Consider the following 22,437-nt stretch of genomic DNA (forward strand, 5'->3'; position numbering starts at 1 on the left):
ACACCGATAATAAATTGTAAGTGGTGAGTGGTTAGTGATTAGTACCTAATAACAACTATCAACTAACAACTAACCATTAAAATACCTCATCTTCAATGCCCAGCCACCATTCGCCCAAATTCATCAAATCTTGGCGGATATCTTCTAACTCTTGAACGTAATCAACTTCTGTCATTGAGTCTTTACGCTCTTGAAGTTTCTTTAATCGTAACTGCACCAACAGCCAAGGCTTGGTTATGCTGTTAGTTTCTTCTAAATATTTTGCTAATTGTATGCTATCCATATCTTTACTCTAACACAACCCCGCATCCGTAACTAAAAAACTACATCAATTGGTCTGGCTTGAGCAAAAACAGCCACGAGCGAAGTCGTGACTGCTTCTAAATTTCATAAATCAATTATTTTCGTCTGACAAATTTCGCCAAACCTACTATCGTTACCAGCACACAACTGACAGATAATTAGTAGGCTTTGGCATAATTTTCAGCCGCAAAATCCCAGTTGACTAACTGCTCTAGGAAGTTCTTGATATATGCAGGGCGAGCATTTCTAAAATCAATGTAGTAGGCATGTTCCCAAACATCTAGGGTCAGAAGCGCCTTCTGTCCGTGAGCTAGGGGATTTTCTGCATTTGGTGTTTTAGTGACTTTTAAAGTACCACCATCATCAATTAGCCAAGCCCAACCGCTACCAAACTGAGTTGCAGCCGCGTTAGAAAACTCTTCTGTGAATTTGTCAAAGCTACCAAAATCTTTTTCAATCTTAGAAGCTAGTTCACCTTGAGGCTTACCACCAGCACCTGGTTTTAGGGAGTTCCAAAAGAAAGTGTGGTTCCACACTTGGGCGGCGTTGTTGAAAATTCCTGCTTTGGAGGAATCTTTGAAGGAAATTTTAATAACCTCTTCTAAGGATTTATCGGCAAGTTCTGTACCGTCAGTCAGCTTGTTCAAGTTGTCTACATACGCTTTGTGGTGCTTACCATAGTGATACTCGAACGTCTCACCTTTCATGCCGTATGGCTCTAAAGCATTAAAGTCGTATGGTAGTGGTTCCTGTACGAATGCCATTGTGTCTAATCCTCTCTTTACCGTATTTCAGTTTAAAGCTACTGGGGTAGCTGTGGAAATTACACGTTTGTGCTAAGCAGTTTCAGGAGCTTAAAACCGCGATACCAAACTTAACAACTAGATTCTACCTAAAAAAGTCACTTGAATGACCCCTTCGTCAGTAGGATTGGGAGTTTATCAATGATAATCAAACTAATGTACAATAGAAAAGCCTTGCACAGCTTCCAAAGATCGGCGTGTCATTGAGAGAGATTAACGATGCCGAATTCTGGCTTACATAGACTAAAGCAGACAGCCCGCGTTCTACCAGTGGGAACAATCAGGTAAGAGTGATTACCAGTTAAAATGATTTTTCCACTTCTTAGACATCTACTTAACATAGAGCTTGGCGAACCGGAATTTGGATCGTGAACTCAGTTCCCCTACCAAGTGTTGACTGGCAATAGATTTTGCCACCGTGTTTTTGGGTAACAATCTGATAGCTGATGGAAAGCCCCAATCCAGTGCCTTTGCCAACGGGTTTAGTCGTAAAAAATGGTTCAAACAGTTGGGGACAGATATTCTCTTCAATGCCGCAACCGTTATCACTAATGGAGATGGCGATGTCGTGGTTTGGTAGTTGTTCGGTACGGATAGAAATTTGGCTCGGATGGGCCCGGATCTCATCCATATTGCGATGGAGATCGCGCTCTTCCAAGGCATCAATGGCATTGCCGAAAATATTCATGAACACCTGATTGAGTTGACTGGGATAGCATTCCACATGGGGCAGTTGTCCGTAATCTCGTACCACCTGAATGCCAGGATGTTCGGGTCTGGGTTTGAGACGATGTTGCAAAATTAACAAAGTACTCTCAATACCTTCGTGCAAATCGATGATTTGAGTTCCCGATTCATCCAAGCGAGAAAAGTTACGTAGGGAAACAACCAATTGGCGAATGCGATCGCTCCCCAATTCCAAGGATTTCATGAGCTTGGGCAAATCGGTTTCTAGATATTCAACATCAACTTCGTCCATCCAAGCTTGAATTTTGGGATGGGGTTGAGGATGGTATTGGCGATATAACTCAATAAAGTCAAGCAAATCTTCGATATGTTCTTTAGCAGGAGCAAGATTGGAGTAAATAAAAGTGATGGGATTGTTAATTTCGTGTGCTATGCCTGCCATCATTTGACCGAGTGAAGACATTTTTTCGCTTTGCACGAGATGCATTTGTGCCTGCTTGAGGTTGTCAAGTGCCTCGGAAAGTTTGGTAGCATGTTGTTGTAAAGACTTTTGGGATTCGCTCAGTTGCAAGTGTACGCGAATACGTGCTAAAGCTTCTTCATGTTGGATGGGCTTGGTAATGTAATCGACTGCACCCAAACTCAGCCCTTTGACCTTATCAACTGAGTCAGACAGAGCGGTCATAAAAACGATCGGAATGTCTTTGGTGGCGGAATCTGCTTTGAGGCGCGTACAGGTTTCAAAGCCATCAATTCCTGGCATCATCACATCTAGCAAAATTAAATCGGGATGATAAGACTGAACCCGTTGTAAAGCCGCTTCACCACTTTTAGCGATCGCCACCCGATAACCGATTTCACTCAAAATATCGAACAACACTTGAATATTGGTAGGGTTATCATCAACTACCAAAATGGTTCCTTTTGGGGCTGTGATGTCAACGGGCATGCTTGAACTCCTGAAATATAATAAAAATGAAAAATATTAAATATGCGGTGCTAATAAATTAAGAATGGCTTCGTCATCAAATTTAAAACTAAGTTCTAGTAATTTATTGACAAAAGGTGCATATTCAGGATTAAGTTGCTTGAGGCGGTTGGCTTCAAACTGAATATCGGTGATAAAGCCATCTCGGGCTGCTTGGTAGAGGGCAGCTAACTCCTGTGGTGGCGGTACCACCAGATCTGCCGAAGGAGAAACCACAGCAGACACTTCAACCACCTCCGTTTTTGTTTCATAAATCCATTGCAACTCTAGATGGCGTTGCAATTCCCCCAGCAAGCCAATGAACTCGATTGGCTTGGGGAAAAAGCTACTGCACCCAGCATCCATAGCTTGTTGCATATCTACTTGAGACAAGCTCGCTGGGGAAGCAATAATCGGTATTTTGGCAAAATCAGGCAGTTGACGCAAGCGACGGGTCATTTCCAACCCATTCATTTTTAACATCATCACATCAGTAATGATTAAATCCGGGCGTATCTGAAGTGCTAAATCCAGCCCGAGTTGTCCGTCATCCGCTTGAGCCAGTTTAAAGCCTAAAGGTGCCAGCATTCCTACAACAACAGCACGGTTATCATGGCGATCGTCAATCACTAAAATTTTGCGCCGTTCCCCCTGATAGCCAATCACCTTTTGATGAGGAGACGCAGGTCGAGACAGCCAATCGGCAGCAGCAAGCAGTACCACCTCAAACCAGAAAGTACTGCCCAGACCTGGTTCGCTGTTGAGGTGAATGGAACTGCCCATAAGCTGGACAATTTGCTGGCTGATTGCTAACCCCAACCCAGTTCCTTCGCTGTTGCGATCGCGTTTTCCCGCCTGTTCAAAGGGTAAAAAAATCAATTGCCACTTTTCTTTTGCAATACCGATGCCCGTATCTTGAACTTGGAAGCGAATTTTCGTGGAGCGAGTGCTAGCTGTTTGCTCATTCCCAAAAGCCTCAACCGTAAAGGTGACACTTCCAAAATCAGTAAACTTAATTGCATTGCTGAGGAGATTCAGCAGGACTTGTCGCAGGCGTTTGTCATCAGCATGGACGGCAACGGGCAAGTTGACGGGGTGGTAATGGAAGGCAATACCTTTCTGTTCGGCTTTGATGCGACAAATTTCTATGGTGGTGGTCAGGAAGTTGGCGAAGTGGAAATCCTGAGGATAAAGATCCATCTTCTGTACTTCCAGTTTCGAGAGATCGAGAATGTCGTTGATTAAGGTCAGCAGGTGGGAACCACACTGATAAATAACGCCCAATCCCTTTTGCTGTTTGGCAGTAGTGGTAGGGTCGCGCTGAAGGATCTGAGCATAGCCCAGGATGCCATTGAGCGGGGTTCGCAGTTCGTGGTTCATATTCGCAAGGAATTCGCTTTTGGTACGATTAGCTGCTTCCGCTACTTCTTTTGCTCGAGCAAGGGCGAGTTCTGCTTGCTTGCGTTCGGTAATGTCGGTGTTGGTTCCCACCCACTCACAAATTTCACCCTCTGCTCCGATAATCGGCACACCACGCACACTTAAGTAGCGATACTCACCGTCATAGCGTCGAATTCGAGTCTCACTTTCATAAACGGTGCGATTCGTCAGAGCGACTGACCAATTGTCACTAGCAGACTGTTGCTCTTCGGGATGGATTGCATTTAACCATCCCCACCCTAAAGCTTGTTCAAGCGTTTGACCCGTGAAAGCACACCATTGCGGTTGGTCGGTCACGAATTTACCTTCAGCGTCAGTTGTCCACACGATTTGTGATGTCGCTTCAACTAGCGAACGGAATCGTGCTTCACTCCGCTGAAGTGCCAGTGCAGCAACTTTTTGCTCGTGAATATTGCTGCAAGTCCCAATCCACTCGCGGATACTATTATCTAGTTCTAATACTGGGACACCTCGTGATATCATGTAACAATACTTACCATCATACCGTCGCAAACGATATTCATGTACGAAGAGGCTACCCCTGTTGACTGCGTCTTCCCATGCCTGACCCATTAATTCGCGATCTTCTGGGTGAATTGCATCTAACCATCCCTCTCCCTCATATTCCTCCCACGTTTGCCCGGTAAAGTTTCGCCAGCCAACATTGTCTTGAACAGCAGTACCATTAGGAGGCGCTGTCCAAATAAATACTGAAGTAGCACTTACTAAACATCGATAGCGTTCTTCACTCTGTTTAAGTTTTAGTTCCGCAACTTTCCGTTCGTGAATATCATTACAAATGTTTACCCATGCCCGAACACTACCATCTGCTTCTAAAATAGGAGTACTTCGCACTTGCATATAGCGATACTCACCATCAGATCGTCGCAAACGACACTCAACTTCATAACGAGAAAGCGTTGTTCTAGCTGTTTCCCATGTCTGAGTTGCCAATTGGCGATCGTCTGAATGAATTACCTCTAACCATTTTCCTGTTACAGATTCCTCCAAGGATTGTCCTGTAAAGTTTCGCCAACTCAGATTATCTTCTAAGAAGTTGCCATTAGGTCCAACTACCAAAACTATCTCAGAAATGACATCTACCAGAGAACGATAATACTGTTCATTTTGACCCATAGCGCTTTGGGTAGCTTTACACCCGGTGATGTTTTCGTGAAACATCATCAGTCCTCCAATTTCACCGCTTGTCATGTACCAAGGACGTACTAACCAGCGTACCCATTCTACAGACCCATCTGCACTTAGGGTTGCATCTTCATCACATTGATGGATTGCTCCCGCTAAACAATCCTGATGAATTTGCTTCCACTTTTGGGAGGTATCTGGAAAAACTTCGTCATGAGAGCGACCGATGATTTCATGAGTTAAACCATGTTCTGACAACCATCTGCGACTAACACTTAAATATCGCATTTCGCGATCGACTATAGAGATGGCAACGGGAGCATATTCAATTAACTGCTGCAAGTAGACTTCATTCTGATATTGGTTCATTTCCAAATGCACATAATTATTTTTTCTGATTCATGAAAGATTTCAACAGGTTTTCATTTGTTAAAAGCAGTTGCCATGAAAACAATTTCCAGCGGCGATTGGTAAAAACTATCAAATCAATTTGATAAGAACAATTAAAGACTCATTTAGTAATAAAAAGATAAATTAAAAATCAAACTCAAAATCAGTAAAAAACAAATTTATGATTGATAAATTGTAAAAATACCGCCGTAATTTTGCTTCAGTATAATTACTAGTATTTGAGCGGACAATTTCTGCCACTGACAGAATTTGCGGCACTCATTCAAGCATCAATGTTCTAGATAGATTTTTCAGGATAGCTATTTTTGCAAGATCTTGACATTTTAGTATATAGAAACACACTATAAGTTTACAAATTTTCTGAAAATGAGATGTTAAAGTATAAATACTTAATATTTTAGATAGAGATGACTCAGCAGTTTTCTCCTGACGAACTTAATTCCATATGTTTAAGCCTAATTAATCTAAAAAAATGCTGTCTTGCTTGTAATTCCCCAGATGTATTGAACACATATGGACAAAACTTGCACAAAAAATCTCTGAAAAAATTGCTCTAACTTAAACTTTTAATTCAAAATATGGTTCAAATATCCATGTTAGGGTTCAAAACTTTTGTTTTATGTAGATATTTGAGTAAAAATAAAATATTTCATTGTCCAAGCAATCACTCTGTTGTTGGGCGATACGGCTTCAGCCGTTAAGCATAAAAGCTTATCGCTAACTCAAATCCTAACTAAGTAATAATAATTATCAAACAAAGTTTAATACAAACGTCTCTCGTATCTGTTTTTTATTTACTATATGATAATCATTATTTTAAAAAACTCGAAGACTAAAAGTGAACTATAAATTGGATACTCATTTCCGAAGCATATCATGAGTTAAAATCTCATTTTTTAGTTCAAATCACAATAAAGTATGATTTTTTCATACGTTATCCTTCATCCTTCAAATGTTCCCCACTTTTTTCCCATCTCAAACTGAGGAAATACAAGATGCAGATGCGATCGCTCTGCTTCAAAATATTGAAAGAATTGCTCTGACAACTTCCTTAAGCCACCAACCAATTCTGACGACATATATTCATCAAGGAAGTCAGGGAATACCAATTGTGCTATTGCATGGTTTTGATAGTTCCATGTTAGAGTTTCGTCATCTTTTACCATTACTTACAACTTACAATGAAACATGGGCAGTAGATTTGTTAGGTTTTGGCTTTACGCAACGGCAAAAAGAAATAAACTATAGCCCAAGTACTATCAAAACACACCTTTACCATTTTTGGAAAACCTTGATTGCTAAACCTGTCATACTGGTAGGTGCGTCAATGGGAGGAGCAACTGCAATTGACTTTACCCTAACTTATCCTCAAGTTGTAAAATCATTAGTGCTGATTAATAGCATAGGTTATACTTCCGCTCCACCTTTTAGCAAATACTTATTTCCGCCTTTAGATTTTTTAGCTGTAGAATATCTACGCCAACGCAAACTTATGGCGTTTAATTTAGGTAGTTTTTTTGCTAATTTAGACAAAAAAACGCTTTCAGATATTCAATGTGCTATGCTACATCAAGAAATGCCCGGTTGGCATGATGCTATGATTTCTTATGCTAAAACTGGTGGATATGATGATTTGGTCGATCGGATTGCTCGAGTGGATAAAGAGACGCTAATTTTATGGGGAGAAGCTGATGATATGCTAGCACCTGAAGACGCAGAAAAATTTCACAAGGATATTAAGCATTCTCAATTGATAAAGATAAAGAATAGCGGTCACGCTCCCCAAATTGAACAACCAAAATTTATAGCCCAATGTATTCTAGAGTTTATCTCCTCATTCCCAAGCTCCGCCCCCTGTACTTAGCTAGAAGCGCGACAAAAGCCTCTGGTAAATTTCAAAGTTTTCTCGGTCATAGCAGCAAAAAATTACTTTTTGAGGATAACTGTTGTTTTGTAGTTCTTCCTTGCAGCTCTCCACCGCCGTCTCAGCAGCTAAAGTTTTGGGATATCCATAAATACCAGTACTGATGCAAGGAAATGCCAGACTAATAAACTCTTGCTTTGCAGCAATTTGCAAGCACTTGCGGTAACACTGTCTCAGAAATTCGGGTTCTCCGTTGTTACCTCCGCGCCACACTGGTCCTACTGTATGGATGATAAAACGTGCTTTCAAACGGTACCCCTTAGTTAGTTTGGCATCGCCCGTCTTACATCCTCCAAGCAAGCGACACTCTTCAACAAGCTCCGAGCCAGCTGCTCTATGTATCGCTCCATCTACTCCGCCACCTCCAAGTAGACTACTATTCGCAGCATTGACAATTGCATCAACTTCTAGTTTTGTAATGTCCCCTAAAACAGTTTCCATAAAACTCATCAAGAAATCGTAAAATCTCTCGCTCCTCGATCGCTAGCAAAGGGACTCGGAGCAGGATTGCAATTATTTGAGAGGAAAGTGTGTCGAGTAATGGCTGCGATTCCCTTTGTTGCAACGAGGTGTTGTGATTTTGCACTTGCAGGTGTCTGTGATGGTGCGGCTACTGTCAGCACCACATTATCATCGCTTTTTTCGATCTTAACGGCGGGCGGACTATCAATACCAGTTACAACAATACGTACACTACTTGTATTAAAGGATGTGACGGTCACACCAGCTATACCATTAGCAGGATTATTAACGTTGAATGGGTTTCCTGACTCCAAATGCAGTTGAGTATTTGCCAGTTCAGCAATATAAGTCTTTTCATAGGTAGAGGTCACAACTTTGGACAACTTGGGGTTTGTGGTCTCCAAGATGACCTCAATCCCTTCTTTAGCAGGATTGACAGTAACAGCATTGACTTGGTTCATCTCAGCCCAAGCAGGTTGAACCGCTAGGAGGGCGATCGCTCCTACGATAGAACAGCTTGTTAACAAGGGCGATTGTTGTACCATGACTCCTCACACAGCGCCTCACCCGAATTGGATGCGGAAACACACTTTGCTTTGATAATTTTTCTCAGAATATCATTTTACGGAACTAAATTCTACTTAAGCTCCCCACAAAGATAGAATCTTAACGTAAAAAAACTATTTGAGACGGTAAAGTATCTCGCCAGCCTTTGGTACAAGCAAGATCCCTTCATCTTCCCGATTCGCCCATTGTGCAGGTCCAATGGTAGCCGGATCGCAATAGTTTAAGTTATGAGCAACACAGCGTTCGGGGGAAATACCAGTTGCTAGAGTGACACGAATCCGTGCTTGTTCCCCTTTTTGAGGATCGAAAGTCCCCATACCTTTTAAGTGAGTACTGTGTGCTAGCACTCCACCGGGATACCCTTGGAATTTATCCCACTGTTTGAGGAAGTAATCCCGCACGTGATAACCAACTTCAGCCAGGATTTTACCGTGCGTGTAGCTAAACTCAGTAATGTGAGGTGCATAAATAATTAACTCACCTGCATCAGCCACAACTGGCTCTAGCTTGTACATTCCTTTAGCTGCTGTCCAAATGTCATCATACATTTCGGGCATTACAGAAAGCACTTTTTTAAAAGGCTTGTCTGTATATTTAATATGCAGTTTGGCTGATAATTGTGAAGCCGCTTCCCAGGCTTCCTCTGGTTTATCAATGTAAAGCCCAGCTAATTGATTTGTTTTTGGTGCGACCACCATAGCCAAACAAAGCTTTGGAGTAGGAATTAGACTAGCAGCTCGGTTAATCAATCGCCGAACGGGTGTTATTCCTGGTGTACCAATAATTTCATAACAGGTAATTAATGCTCCCAGCCAGTGCGATAAATTGATGACTTCCGAACCGCTAATACCGGGAAAAAAATATTTATTTCCACCAGAAAAACCAACAACTTCGTGGGGAAATACCGGACCGCAAACAACAATTAAATCGTATTCTGTTACAAGTTTATTAATCCGTACCTCTACTGACTGATGCAGCATTCCATTGCTGATTTCTGCTATCTCCAAAGCCGAAATGACTCCACAAGAAATAAAGGTATCCGGTTCATTCCAAAGATGGTTAAAGATACGAACTTTTTTAAAAGTTGTTTCTCTCTCTTTGGTGGTGACTCCCACCAAGCGATTGATTTGTTCTTCACTCATGGGATTGTGCGTACCTAGAGCAATCAAAAAATCCAGAGATTTAACCCTCTTACTTAACTCCTTGTGCAGCAGTCGAAACATTTGAGGAATGGGAGCAGTGCGGGTTCCATCGGGAATTAACACTAGGATGCGCTTTCTATCAAACTTAGGGTCTGCTAAAGCTTTATGAACCAGGGTGGAAACTTGTTCTTCAGAAAGTGTCCCGTTCGCTACGGCTACTGAATGCATTTTTAAACTCCACTATAAATACTAAACCCACCGTCTACCGGCACGACTACCCCGTTGACAAAACTAGAACCATCACTGCACAACCAAATTAAAGTACTGAGTAATTCGTTTGGTTCTCCAAAACGCCCCACTGGGGTATGGTCAATAATTTTTTGCCCGCGAGCTGTTAAACTTCCATCGGAATGTACTAATAAATCTCGATTTTGCTCTCCAATAAAGAAACCAGGTGCGATCGCATTGACTCTCAGCCCAGCTCCATATTTTTGAGAAAGCTCTACAGCCAGCCATCGAGTCAAGTTATCTATCCCTGCTTTAGCGGCTGAGTACCCAACTACGCGACTGATAACGCGTGTAGCGGACATAGAAGAAATATTGACAATAGAACCGTAGGGTTGATTACCCGTTCCATTTCTTTCGATCATTGCTTGACCAAATACTTGGCACGGTAGTAAAGTTCCTATTAAGTTGAGGCTAACCACTTCCTCAAAAGCTTCATGTGGCATATCAAAAATAGTTGCATCTGCATGAATTGTGGCGGCGGGAACATTCCCCCCAGCCATGTTTACCAAGATGTCTATTTGACCCCACTCCTTTAAAATGGCAGTTTTGGCTATTTCTAACTGAGAGCGATCGCAAACATCTGCCAGCACAGCCATGCTTTCTCCACCGCTAGCCGCAATTTCAGCCACAACCGCACTCGCTCGTGCTTCATTGCGACCCAGAACAGCGACTTTTGCTCCAGCGAGAGCTAAACCTCTTGCCATCGCCCCACCCAGCACGCCTGATGCTCCGGTGACCACCGCTACTTGGTCTTTTAAGCTAAAAAGTTTATTCAAAATCAAGTCTGGCATTCATCATTCCTCCATTTCATTCAACTTGTAAGCAGTTTTGGCAAGGTCATAAGCTAAAGCACGAGCCATCTCATAGCCATCTTCTTCCTCAACCAATCCACGGGTGACCAATCCAGCTATCCAGTTACAAGCGACACGCCGCCAGACAGCGTGACGTGCGGGAATGGAAACAAAAGCGCGTGTATCATCGTTAAACCCTGCTGTATTGTAAAGCCCAGCCGTTTCCATGACCAGATTAAAGTAGCGCTCCATACCATTAACGCTATCGTGAAACCACCAAGGTGGACCGAGCAAGACTGCGGGATAATGACCTGCTAGAGGAGCTAATTCCCGGCTATAAGTGCTTTCATCCAATCCAAACAAGATTAAATGAAAGTGTTGATTGTTACCATAGGCTTGCAACAGAGGGCGCAGATTTTTAGTCCACTCTATTTTTAATGGAATATCAGCACCTTTGTCTGACCCAAAGCGCTCGAAGATATCGGGGTTATGGTTACGCATAATCCCGCAATGCATTTGCATCACCAAACCATCTTCCACACTCATACGAGCCATTTCCAGAAACATATGACCCGTAAAACGCTCTGCGTCACCTGGATTTAGCTTGTTAGTTAATGCTCTGGTAAAAATAGTTTCTGCTTCTTGGTGGGAAAGACGCGTAGTATAAGGTGTAGCTGCACTGTGATCGGTAGCCGTTGCACCCATTTTTTTAAAGAAAGCCCGACGTTCTTCTAGAGTTTGTATAAAAATGGCATAAGTGTTAATTTCTCGTCCTGCGATGCTTTCTAGCTTGGTGAGATTTTCGCGCCAACCAGGAGTGTCTGGGTTAACCACTGCATCTGGTCGAAAAGTAGGTTTGATCTGCGTAAAACCTTCTGCGTGCAACGATTGATGCTTCTCAAGGCGATCGCTTGCTGCATCAGTGGTACAAAGCACTTCAATGTTAAAGCGTTTGAATAAAGCACGCGGTGAAAATGCTGGTAATGCTAACTGCTCTGTTAAATAATCGTAGATATACCCAGCATTACGAGCATTTAAAGGCTCATCCACTCCAAAGACATTAGTCAATTCGTCTTTCAGCCACAAGCCTGATGGAGTCCCCCGGAATAAGTAAAAATGTTCGGCAAAAAGTTGCCAAATTTTGCGGTAGTCGGTTTCTACAGGCGAACCATCACTCGTAGGTATACCCAAAGCTTGCAAAGGTATACCCCGACTGTAGAGCATGCGGAAAATGTAATGATCGGGGATAAGAAATAGTTCTGTCGGCGATCCAAAACGGGCGGTTGGATCGGCTAACAAGGCTGGATCTACGTGACCGTGAGGACAGACTAAGGGTAGAGCAGATATACTTTCAAAAAATTGATGGGCTAGTCGTCTTTGAATCGGTTCTGGATCGAAGCAACGATTGGGAGATAGAGTCCATTTTTTAGTCAACATATTTTTTTAGTTATTGGTCAAGTGTCATTAGCAATTAGCAATTAGCAATTAGCAATTAGCCATTAGCAATTAGCCATTAGCCATTAGCCATTAGCCATTAATTCCGCACTGCTACCCCGTTGTACGAGAAAAGGAGATAAAACGAGATTTTCTACATTTTTTTCTTGTAATAAATCAAGTAGCATTTGCATGGCAGAGCGACCAAGTTCTAACATGGGTTGGCAAACTGTCGTCAGTGGTGGGGTAACGTAACGAGACAGCGCAATACCATCAAATCCAACTAGGCTTAAATCTTGCGGTATTGAAATACCTAATTCCTGACAGGCAAGCATTGCACCAACTGCTACCATATCGTTATAACAAAAGATGCCGGTGACCCCAGTCTTGAATAGTTCGGGTAGCAGTTGTTGAGCGATCGCGACATCGTCGGTTCTACCATGTTCTTCATCACTCAATGCAACCCAGTCGGTCTTTGGCAATACACCCGCTTCCTTCAGCGCTATGCGATATCCTTCCAAGCGCTGGTGGTTCGATCGACTGCGATCGCCCACCCCCAGGTATCCAATGGAGGTATGTCCGAGACTCACAAGATGCTCTACAGCCAATCGAGCACCCAAAAAGTCGTCTATTGTAACAATATGAAACATTTCGGGCAGTTCTTGAGTTTGGCTGTTGAGAAAAACTATTGGTACGGCAATTTGTGCGAGTTGTTGTGTATGATGTTTGCTGATTCTTGAATCGGCTACCAATATACCGTCTACCCTACGGCGATGAAAACTGTCAATAGCTGCTAATTCCTGCTCAAAATCTCGGTGTGAAGTACTTAACAACACACTCAAGCCCGCCGATCTCGCTACCTGTTCTATTCCTTCGACCACCTCCGCAAAAAAGGGATCTGCTATTGAAGTCACTACAACTCCAATGGTATTCGTGCGTTTATTTTGCAGGCTTTGAGCAACAGCATTAGGAACATAGTTCATTTCCCGCGCTATTTTCTTAATTTCCTCTCGTACCTGGGGGCTAATGAGAGAGTTATCTCGCAATGCGCGTGAAACCGTGGAATGAGAAACGCCTGCTCTTCGAGCAATATCTTCAATGGAAATTTTTCGTTTGCTCATTTGCTATACTTAAATTTTTCATGCACACGTGTGCATGATTGTATATTATACTAAAATTTAGTGAATGCGATCGACTACCAATTACAAATCCATGATCGTTATTTTAATGGGTGTTTCAGGAGTTGGCAAAACCACCATAGGAAAACTGCTAGCAGAGTCTTTACAGTGGGAATTTAGTGACGCCGATAATTTCCATTCTTTAGAGAATGTGGAGAAAATGCGACGCGGTATCCCCTTAAGTGACACCGATAGAAAACCTTGGTTGCAAGATTTGCAGGCAGCTATCAAACACTGGTTGCAAGACAATAAGAATATGGTGTTGGCTTGTTCTGCATTAAAAGACAGTTACCGCCAATTTCTGATCTTAGATAGCGAACGCACCAAACTCGTGTACCTCAAGGGGTCTTACCAGTTGATTCAACAGCGATTGCACGAGCGTCAAAATCATTACATGAGTGAAAAATTGCTAAACACTCAGTTTGAGACTCTAGAAGAGCCATCAGACGCTATACACGTGGAGGTGAGTGCGCCCCCTCAAGTCATTGTACAAAACATTAGAACGGCTTTGGGAATTTAGGCAATTTTTGTCCAAAGTCCAAACAGAGTGCGATCGCTCGTAAAAAAACTTAATGCACGCTTTTGCACACGTGTGCAAAAATAAAAATAAGCAAAAAACAGTTTATGCACACCTGTGCATTTTAATTAGAACTCGAAAGTGCATTTCACAAATGAACTTCAAAAGTAGCGAAGGTATGTCTCAAACTCTAAATAATTCCATCGAACTCTCTCAAAACAATCCCTTACATTCGTTAGAAGAATGGGAAGAAGATTTACTTAACCGCTATCCCGATCCGCATAGCATAGTTAAGGAAGGCAAAACGACTCAAGAGTATAGGAATTATGAAACCCCTACTAGAGATACAGTCAAAGAGTTCTATCGGTTAAATCACATTAACCAAACATATGACTTTGTCTTGCACCAAAAAGCAGAATTCCTGAAGTTTGATAACAAAGAAATGGCTGTTTGGGATGCAGTCGAATTTTTGAATCAATTAGTGGATGATTCAGATCCCGATACAGATTTAGATCAATTACAGCATTTGTTGCAAACCTCGGAAGCTATTCGCGCTGATGGTCATCCTGATTGGATGGTACTAACAGGCTTCTTGCACGATCTGGGTAAGGTTCTGTGTCTGTTTGGGGAACCTCAATGGGCTACTGTAGGCGATACCTATCCCGTTGGTTGTGCATTCTGCGATAAAATTGTTTTTTCTGAATTTTTTCAGGAGAATCCCGATTCCAATAACCCGAAATACAATACTAAATATGGTATTTACAAGCCTAATTGCGGGTTAAGTCAAGTCCATATGTCCTGGGGACATGATGAATATTTCTATCACATGATGAAACCCTATTTACCCGAACCTGCATTGTACATACTTCGCTATCATTCTTTTTATCCCCAACACCGAGAAAACGGTTACGAGCATTTGATGGATGAACGCGATCGCCAAATGTTTAAATGGGTGAAGTTATTCAATCCCTACGATTTGTATTCAAAAAATCCCAATCCTCCAAATTGGCAAGAACTCAAACCCTATTATGAAGATTTAGTGGCTAAGTATTTACCTGCAACATTAAAGTTTTAAACATCTGTCGGTAGCAGAAACAAGGATTAACAAATATGGAACATAAATCAGTTCGTTCCCTCAACAAATAGGTCATGATGCTGGGACTATATACGCGAGCGCTTGAGAAAAAGTTAGTTTTTGCTAAGATTTGTTTAATGTAACAATATATTAAAAAACTAGCTTTGGCACTTGAGTATAACAAGTCAGTGCATTTGACAAGTATAATTGGGTTAAGTCTGAAAACAAGGTAGAAGGATTTTCAGATTGAAAGCTGTACTACAAATTCGCAGCAACCAAAATTCCAATTGAAAAGGAAATATTTACCCATTGCGCTGTTAAATTTTGTGAATGCAATTTAAGGTTAGTCTGTAAAATTGTTAAATTAGACTCAATATGACAATTGCTGAATTGTCCCTAAGAGATGATTTATAAAGTGCAAATTCAGAATCTTTTAGGTTGAGTTGAGGAACGGGACCCAACAAGTATACGTTCGTGTTGGTTGACACTGTTGCTCAAACCAAACTACATTATAGATTTTGCAATTTAAAAGTTACTTTATAAATAACCTGTAAATACCCTGTTTGAAAGAAATAACATAGAGAAGGAATAGTCTTCTTGAGTTAGTGCAAGTCTTTCAAGAAAGGGAGTTTATTTTTGCACCTTTGTAGAAATAAACTCATAATAAATTCAAAGAAAATAAAAATTTACCAATTTTATAACACAAGCTACTACGGGCTTGAGTTAAAAGCAGTAACCAGTGAATGCAATTTGGATAAGACTCGATCTCCCCTAACCCCCTTAAAAAAGACGGCTAGAGGAGGATTTAAAGGGTTGGACATTGTTACCCAAACTGTATTGAGCGCTCGTTCGGCGTATCACACAGAGACGCTCTCGTCGCTGGCGCGACACGCTATGTGCTTTGCACATGCTACGCGATGCGAAGCTATACCCGTAAGGGCTATATGCTAACCCCAGTTGAACTCACCCGTGAGCAGTGACTGGTTTTGACATACCTCATTTAAATACAGATGAACGTGAAGAGAATTTCGCTCGCAGCTAGTCTATTAGGTCTCATTAGCAGTACCGTTATAGGCTGTACAAAAACCTCCCAAAATGCTGAAAGTGCTATAGATGGCTTCCAAAATAGCAGCAATGTTATAGAAATTAAGGATAGCCGCCAGGATGTCAAATTGCGATCGGTTGGCGTCAGCCTTGGAGACCTGGGTAATCCCTTCTTTGTAGCTATGGGGAGGGGGTCTGAGGCAGAAGTGAAGAAAATCGGAGGTGATAATGTCAAAATTAGTGTGGTTTCTAGTGGCTTTGACTTAAATCAGCAATTCAACCAAATAGAAAATTTCGTTGCTGCTGATACGGACGTAATTATCCTGAGTGCCGTTGATAATAGAGGAATTAAGGCAGCGATCGACAAAGCAAAACTTGCAGGAAAAATCGTCATTGCGGTAGATGCAGCCGTTGATGCAGATGTAGATGCTACTGTTAGCTCTAATAATTTACAAGCGGGAGAACTTGCTTGCCAGTATATTGGCGATCGCCTCAAAGGCAAAGGCAATGTGGTCATCCTGAATAGTATCCCGATGGACTCAGTCATTCAGCGAGTGAATGGTTGCGAGAAGGCATTATCCAAATATCCGGGTATCAAAATTCTCTCAAAAGACCAGAACGCAGAAGGGAGTAGGGATGGAGGGCTGAGAGTGATGAGCGATCTGCTAACTACCTTCCCCAAGATTGATGCTGTTTTTGCTACAAACGATCAAAGTGGAGTTGGAGCAGACTTGGCAGCCCAGCAGGCAAGACGCAAAGAATTTTTTATTGTTGGGGTTGATGGAGGACCGGATGCAGTCAAAGCAATGACGACCAAAGATAGTCTCTTTGTGGCAACGGCTGCTCAAGATCCAGCCGGAATGGCTCAAAAAGCTATTCGGGTAGGCAATGATATTCTGCGCGGGGAAAAACCTGAAATATCGACGATTCTGATTCCAGTGAAGTTGGTAACTCACGACAACCTAAGTAGCTATAAAGGTTGGTGAACCCAATTTTTGATTTGAGATTGGAAAGTTTAGGATTTAAACTTGAGGAGCAAAATGAATGTGAAAAGGATTGCAACTGTCGCTAGTGTATTAAGTATCATCAGTGGTGCTATTGTTGGCTGCACAAATACTTCTCCAAACGATAACACCTCTACTAACACCGATACCAACACTGCTACCAATGTCAGTATAAAAAGCCAAGATAGTGGAGATGCAAAATTACGAGCTGTTGGCGTCACTCTTGGTGATTTAAGTAACCCCTTCTTTGTTCTTATGGGGAAAGGTGCGGAGAAAGAAGCGAAGAAAATCGGAGGTAATGATGTCAAAGTGACTGTAGTATCCAGTGGCTACGATTTGAACCAGCAAACCAACCAAATCGAAAATTTCGTTGCTGCTGATACTGACATCATTATCTTGAATGCTGCTGATAGTAAAGGAATTACACCAGCAGTTGAGAAAGCAAGACAAGCAGGCAAGATCGTGATTGCAGTGGATACAGCCATTAGTGGAGAAGTGGATGCCACAGTGACTACCAATAATGTACAAGCCGGAGAAGTTGGTTGCCAATACATTGTCGATCGCCTCAAAGGCAAAGGTAATGTGGTCATCGTCAACGGTCCTCCAGTCGCCTCAGTGATCGATCGGGTCAATGGTTGCGAAAAGGTCTTGTCTAAATACCCCGGTATGAAAGTCCTCTCAAAAGATCAGAACGCCGAAGGAAGCAGGGATGGAGGGCTGAGAGTGATGAGCGATTTGCTAACAACCTTCCCCAAGATTGATGCTGTCTTTGCTATTAACGATCCGAGCGGTGTTGGCGTAGATCTCGCAGCCAGTCAAGCAAAACGCAAAGACTTTTTCATTGTTGGAGTTGATGGTGCGCCAGAAGCGATCGAAGCGATCGCATCTAAAAACAGTCTATATGCTGCAACTGCAACTCAAGATCCAAGAGGGATGACTCAAAAAGCGGTTGAGGTTGGCAACAACATCCTACATGGCAAAAAACCCAGCAATCCCAACATTTTAATTCCAGTCAAGCTCGTTACGCGAGAGAACGTCAGCAGCTACAAGGGCTGGTAAGACCATTTGGGATTTTCGGTAAAAATTATGTAACTTGTTTTTGCAAGGTCTGCTCATGACAACAAATACTGAAACCTTGTTTCCCCAAGCATCAACCACCACCCCTGTATTGGAAATGCAAGGGATTACAAAACGATTTAATGGTGTACCTGCTCTTCAAAACGTGAATCTCACGATTTATCCGGGAGAAGTTCACGCTCTTATGGGTGAGAACGGGGCGGGTAAAAGCACCTTGATGAAAATTCTAGCTGGGGCTTACATCGCTGATGAAGGAGAAATTCGCATCAACGGTCAACCCGTCAAAATTACAGATCCGGGTACAGCACGTAAGTCGGGTATTAATCTCATTTATCAAGAACTGAATGTTGCACCCAACTTAACCGTCGCTGAAAATATTTTTATGGGTAGCGAGTTGCGGAAGGGTCAGTTTTTAGACCGCAAAGGTATGCAACTAGAAGCACAGCAAGTGCTGGAAAGTTTGGGAGCCAGCTTTGCAGCCCGCGACGTAGTTGGTACTTTGTCTATCGCCGAACAGCAACAGGTAGAAATTGCACGGGCGTTGAAGGACAAAAGCCGCATTTTAGTGATGGATGAGCCAACAGCAGCACTGTCGGATCGCGAAACAGAGCGTTTGTTTGAGATTGTTCGCAAATTGCGGAATGACGGCATTGCGATTATCTACATCAGTCACCGCATGGAAGAAATATATGCCCTAGCTGACCGAATTAGCGTCCTGCGCGATGGTCAATACATTGGCAGTTTGACACGGGATGAAATTTCTCCACAGCGATTGGTGCAGATGATGGTGGGTCGCTCCATGCAAGACTTTTACGAGCATCAACGGCAAACCAATCCCGGTGCAGTCGTGCTAGAAGTTAGAAATATTAGTGACGGACGCAAGATTGAACCAGCTAGCTTTAAAATTCGTGCTGGAGAAATTCTCGGATTAGCAGGGTTAGTTGGTGCGGGGCGCACGGAAGTGTCTCGGCTCATTTTTGGTGCCGATCCTAAAGTCAGTGGTGAAGTTTTCCTAAACGGTAACAAATTGGAGATTCACAACCCAAGCGACGCTATTGCAGCCGGAATTGGTTACGTCCCGGAAGACCGCAAAGACCAGGGTTTATTTCTGGAAATGAGTTCCCGCAAAAATATTGCCCTCAACACGCTGCAGGAGGATGCAAAAGCTGGTGTTGTTAACTGGGGTTCAGTCAACAGGTTGGCAACAGAAGCAGTAGAAAACTTTAATATCCGGCTCGCTAATTTGGAAATCAGAGCAGTGGATCTTTCTGGTGGCAATCAGCAGAAGCTTTTGCTAGCGCGGTGGTTAGCTATTAAACCGAGAGTCATCATGTTAGACGAACCGACACGTGGTGTCGATATCGGTGCCAAAAGCGAAATTTACCGAATTATGAGCGAGTTAGCAGCACAGGGCGTGGCTATTTTAATGGTTTCGAGCGAACTACCGGAGATTGTCGGGATGAGCGATCGCGTCTTAGTGATGCGGGAAGGAAAGTTAGTGGGCGAACTTGATGGTAGCCCTGGGAAAGAAATTACCCAAGAAAACATTATGCACTATGCAACTGGAGCATCGGAGGTACTAGCATCATGAGTCAAACCTTAAGACCTGTTGATAATAAGGTGGGCAAGAATTCAACATCGCGCAAGCGCAAACCGATTAACACCCTGCTTGAGGTTGCAGGAATTCTGCCAATTTTATTACTGATTTGCATCTTATTTACAGTCGTTTCTCCGAACTTCCTGACAGTCGGTAATGTTGTCAATATCTTGCGTCAGGCATCAATTAATATTGTGCTGGCAACAGGAATGACGTTTGTGATTCTGACAGGAGGTATTGACCTTTCCGTTGGGTCAATATTGGCTGTTTCGGCTGTAGTTGCAGTGTTAGTATCGCTACTTCCTGCTTTAGGTTGGGCGGCGGTACCTGCTGGGTTGCTCACAGGATTGCTTTTAGGTTTAGTTAACGGTGCTCTCATCACCTTTTTAGATGTACCACCTTTTATTGTCACCTTGGGTTCGCTAACTGCTTTACGGGGTGCTGCCTTTTTGGTTGCCAACGGTACAACGGTAATTAATCGTGACATAAATTTTGCTTGGGTTGGTAATAACTACGTCGGTCCCCTTCCCTGGCTGGTTATTATTGCCCTGTTAACTGTAGCTGCAAGTTGGTTTGTCCTGCGACAAACTGTTTTGGGAGTACAAATCTATGCTGTTGGTGGTAACGAACGAGCAGCAAGACTGACAGGTATTAAAGTTAACAGAGTGTTGCTATTTGTTTACGGTGTGAGTGGGTTGCTAGCAGGTTTGGCAGGAATCATGAGTGCCAGCCGTCTTTATAGTGCCACTGGTATGTTAGGTCAAGGTTACGAGTTAGATGCGATCGCTGCTGTTATTTTAGGTGGCACTAGTTTTACAGGTGGTATTGGCACCATTGGCGGAACTCTTTTAGGTGCATTAATCATTGCTGTTCTCAACAACGGTTTAACCTTGTTGAACATGTCTTACTTCTGGCAACTTGTTGTCAAAGGACTGGTAATTATTGTGGCGGTGATGATCGATCGCCTCCGCAGACGTTCGAGACGATAGTAACAGCAAACAGTCATCAGTGACTGGTACTCTTCGGGTTCGTTCGCCAGTCACTAAGGCGCGGAAAAGCTGCCTGTAGCGCTGGACTTACCAGCGATCGGCTTCTCAAGTCTAACCCCAATTCTCTCCATCCCCCTATTTACTAGATACAACCATGTCCTCAACTACGACTCGTCGTAAAGCAAACACGTATTACGTTATTCTGATTGCTGGTGCTGCTGCCCTCGGCGGCTTTTTATTCGGTTTTGATACTGCTGTCATTAATGGTGCTGTTGCGGCTCTGACCAAAACTTTCAACGCTAGCAGTATAGAGACTGGTTTGGCAGTATCCTTAGCATTGTTAGGTTCTGCAATAGGAGCCTTTTATGCAGGGAAAATTGCCGATCGCTATGGTCGAGTCAAAGCAATGATAGTTGCTTCAATCTTGTTTACCATCAGTGCTATTGGCTCTGGGCTTCCCGTAGGTATATGGGATTTTACCTTTTGGCGCACAGTGGGTGGAGTTGCAGTCGGTATTGCTAGTGCGATCGCACCCGCTTACATTGCAGAGTGTTCTCCCACCCATTTGCGGGGAAGGTTGGGCTCTCTCCAACAACTGGCGATTGTCGTCGGTATTTTTATATCACTGTTATGCGATTACTTTATTGCCGTATCCGCAGGTTCAGCTGAATCGCCGTTTTTGTTTGGAATTGCCGCTTGGCGCTGGATGTTTTGGACAGAAATTCCTCCTGCCATCCTTTATGGTATGGCTGCTTTAACGATTCCCGAATCTCCTCGGTACTTGGTTGCTCAAGGAAGGGAACCAGAAGCTGCTAACGTTTTGACGAAAATTTTGGGCGGTAACGTATTTGCCAAAATCGAGGAAATTCGGCAAACAGTTCTTCGAGAACGGGAGCCTCAATTTTCTGACCTTTTTGGAAGAAGCGGCAGACTCCTGCCTATTGTTTGGATAGGAATAGGTTTGTCTGTATTCCAGCAATTTGTTGGTATTAATGTAATCTTTTATTATAGCAGTATTCTGTGGCGGGCAGTTGGTTTTTCGGAAAAAAATTCCCTTACCATCACGGTGATCACCGGAGCTGTAAATATTCTGACGACACTCATTGCGATCGCATTTGTAGATAAATTCGGCCGCAAGCCCTTGCTAGTTCTGGGCTCACTTGGTATGACAGTAACATTAGGAACAATGGCTGTCATTTTTGGAAATGCTCAAGTAGATCCTGCGGGTAACCCCACTCTCACTGGTTCAGCAGGGACTATAGCTCTCATAGCAGCGAACCTGTATGTCTTTTGCTTTGGTTTTTCCTGGGGTCCAGTTGTTTGGGTGCTGTTAGGAGAAATGTTTAATAACAAGATTCGAGCAGCTGCACTGTCCATTGCGGCTGCCATGCAATGGGTTGCCAATTTCGTTGTTTCCACAACATTTCCTCCCATATTGCAATACTTTGGGTTGGGTGCTGCCTATGGTCTGTATACAACTGCAGCAGCTATATCATTGTTTTTCGTTCTCTTCTTTATTAAGGAAACCAAGGGCATTGAGTTAGAAAGTATGTAATTTATAAGAGTTGCAAGATACCCAACTTCTTTAAGA

Annotated in this window: 18 protein-coding genes; 8 read left to right on the forward strand and 10 right to left on the reverse strand. The window is 42.9% G+C overall.

Annotation, left to right across the window (positions count from 1 at the left end):
- Positions 1-76: 76 nt before the first annotated feature.
- The 4 genes from HC643_RS33175 to HC643_RS33190 form a co-directional block, all read right to left on the reverse strand.
- Complete coding sequence (locus HC643_RS33175) at positions 77-283, reverse strand: hypothetical protein (protein WP_038073419.1); 207 nt, start codon at positions 281-283, stop codon at positions 77-79.
- A 178-nt stretch (positions 284-461) separates the two neighbouring features.
- Positions 462-1,067, reverse strand: coding sequence for a superoxide dismutase [Fe] (gene sodB, locus HC643_RS33180; protein ID WP_038073416.1), 606 nt, complete (start codon positions 1,065-1,067; stop codon positions 462-464).
- Positions 1,068-1,440: 373 nt separating this feature from the next.
- Positions 1,441-2,742 carry a sensor histidine kinase gene (locus HC643_RS33185; RefSeq protein WP_038073414.1) on the reverse strand — a complete coding sequence of 434 codons (1,302 nt, stop codon included), beginning with the start codon at positions 2,740-2,742 and terminating at the stop codon, positions 1,441-1,443.
- Positions 2,743-2,778: 36 nt separating this feature from the next.
- Complete coding sequence (locus tag HC643_RS33190) at positions 2,779-5,715, reverse strand: PAS domain-containing hybrid sensor histidine kinase/response regulator (RefSeq protein ID WP_082051866.1); 2,937 nt, start codon at positions 5,713-5,715, stop codon at positions 2,779-2,781.
- A gap of 994 nt (positions 5,716-6,709) precedes the next feature.
- On the opposite strand from HC643_RS33190, the gene HC643_RS33195 reads away from it, so the two are divergent.
- The gene (locus HC643_RS33195) at positions 6,710-7,621 is read left to right on the forward strand and encodes an alpha/beta fold hydrolase (protein ID WP_167844799.1); all 912 of its coding nucleotides are present in this window, start codon (positions 6,710-6,712) and stop codon (positions 7,619-7,621) included.
- Here the strand turns inward: HC643_RS33195 and HC643_RS33200 are convergent, their stop codons facing one another.
- The 6 genes from HC643_RS33200 to HC643_RS33225 all read right to left on the reverse strand — a co-directional run bounded on the left by HC643_RS33200 (position 7,622) and on the right by HC643_RS33225 (position 13,486).
- A complete protein-coding gene (locus HC643_RS33200) occupies positions 7,622-8,122 on the reverse strand; it encodes an O-acetyl-ADP-ribose deacetylase (RefSeq protein ID WP_038073586.1) in 501 nt (166 codons plus the stop codon).
- Between the two features lie 8 nt (positions 8,123-8,130).
- Positions 8,131-8,688 (reverse strand): AMIN domain-containing protein, encoded by a 558-nt coding sequence (locus HC643_RS33205; protein WP_038073411.1) that lies wholly within the window; start codon positions 8,686-8,688, stop codon positions 8,131-8,133.
- A gap of 135 nt (positions 8,689-8,823) precedes the next feature.
- Positions 8,824-10,080, reverse strand: a complete 1,257-nt coding sequence (locus tag HC643_RS33210) for a lactate racemase domain-containing protein (protein ID WP_038073408.1) — start codon at positions 10,078-10,080, stop codon at positions 8,824-8,826.
- A 2-nt stretch (positions 10,081-10,082) separates the two neighbouring features.
- On the reverse strand, positions 10,083-10,931 hold the full coding sequence (locus HC643_RS33215) for an SDR family oxidoreductase (protein ID WP_038073405.1): 849 nt from the start codon (positions 10,929-10,931) through the stop codon (positions 10,083-10,085).
- Positions 10,932-10,934: 3 nt separating this feature from the next.
- Complete coding sequence (uxaC, locus tag HC643_RS33220; RefSeq protein WP_038073401.1) at positions 10,935-12,368, reverse strand: glucuronate isomerase; 1,434 nt, start codon at positions 12,366-12,368, stop codon at positions 10,935-10,937.
- A gap of 83 nt (positions 12,369-12,451) precedes the next feature.
- Positions 12,452-13,486, reverse strand: coding sequence for a LacI family DNA-binding transcriptional regulator (locus tag HC643_RS33225; protein ID WP_038073398.1), 1,035 nt, complete (start codon positions 13,484-13,486; stop codon positions 12,452-12,454).
- A gap of 91 nt (positions 13,487-13,577) precedes the next feature.
- On the opposite strand from HC643_RS33225, the gene HC643_RS33230 reads away from it, so the two are divergent.
- The 7 genes from HC643_RS33230 (at position 13,578) to HC643_RS33260 (ending at position 22,401) form a co-directional block, all read left to right on the forward strand.
- Positions 13,578-14,063 carry a gluconokinase gene (locus tag HC643_RS33230; protein WP_038073395.1) on the forward strand — a complete coding sequence of 162 codons (486 nt, stop codon included), beginning with the start codon at positions 13,578-13,580 and terminating at the stop codon, positions 14,061-14,063.
- A gap of 175 nt (positions 14,064-14,238) precedes the next feature.
- On the forward strand, positions 14,239-15,135 hold the full coding sequence (locus HC643_RS33235; protein WP_038073583.1) for an inositol oxygenase family protein: 897 nt from the start codon (positions 14,239-14,241) through the stop codon (positions 15,133-15,135).
- Between the two features lie 1,010 nt (positions 15,136-16,145).
- The gene (locus HC643_RS33240) at positions 16,146-17,165 is read left to right on the forward strand and encodes an ABC transporter substrate-binding protein (RefSeq protein WP_038073392.1); all 1,020 of its coding nucleotides are present in this window, start codon (positions 16,146-16,148) and stop codon (positions 17,163-17,165) included.
- Positions 17,166-17,219: 54 nt separating this feature from the next.
- On the forward strand, positions 17,220-18,242 hold the full coding sequence (locus HC643_RS33245) for an ABC transporter substrate-binding protein (protein ID WP_038073389.1): 1,023 nt from the start codon (positions 17,220-17,222) through the stop codon (positions 18,240-18,242).
- A gap of 55 nt (positions 18,243-18,297) precedes the next feature.
- The gene (locus HC643_RS33250; RefSeq protein WP_038073581.1) at positions 18,298-19,851 is read left to right on the forward strand and encodes a sugar ABC transporter ATP-binding protein; all 1,554 of its coding nucleotides are present in this window, start codon (positions 18,298-18,300) and stop codon (positions 19,849-19,851) included.
- Positions 19,848-20,846 carry an ABC transporter permease subunit gene (locus tag HC643_RS33255; RefSeq protein ID WP_038073386.1) on the forward strand — a complete coding sequence of 333 codons (999 nt, stop codon included), beginning with the start codon at positions 19,848-19,850 and terminating at the stop codon, positions 20,844-20,846. Before HC643_RS33250 ends, HC643_RS33255 begins: the two co-directional genes overlap by 4 nt.
- Before the next feature lie 154 nt (positions 20,847-21,000).
- Complete coding sequence (locus HC643_RS33260; protein WP_038073383.1) at positions 21,001-22,401, forward strand: sugar porter family MFS transporter; 1,401 nt, start codon at positions 21,001-21,003, stop codon at positions 22,399-22,401.
- Positions 22,402-22,437: the final 36 nt, after the last annotated feature.

Origin of the sequence: Tolypothrix bouteillei VB521301, from assembly GCF_000760695.4 — a bacterium.
Lineage (GTDB): Bacteria > Cyanobacteriota > Cyanobacteriia > Cyanobacteriales > Nostocaceae > Scytonema > Scytonema bouteillei_A.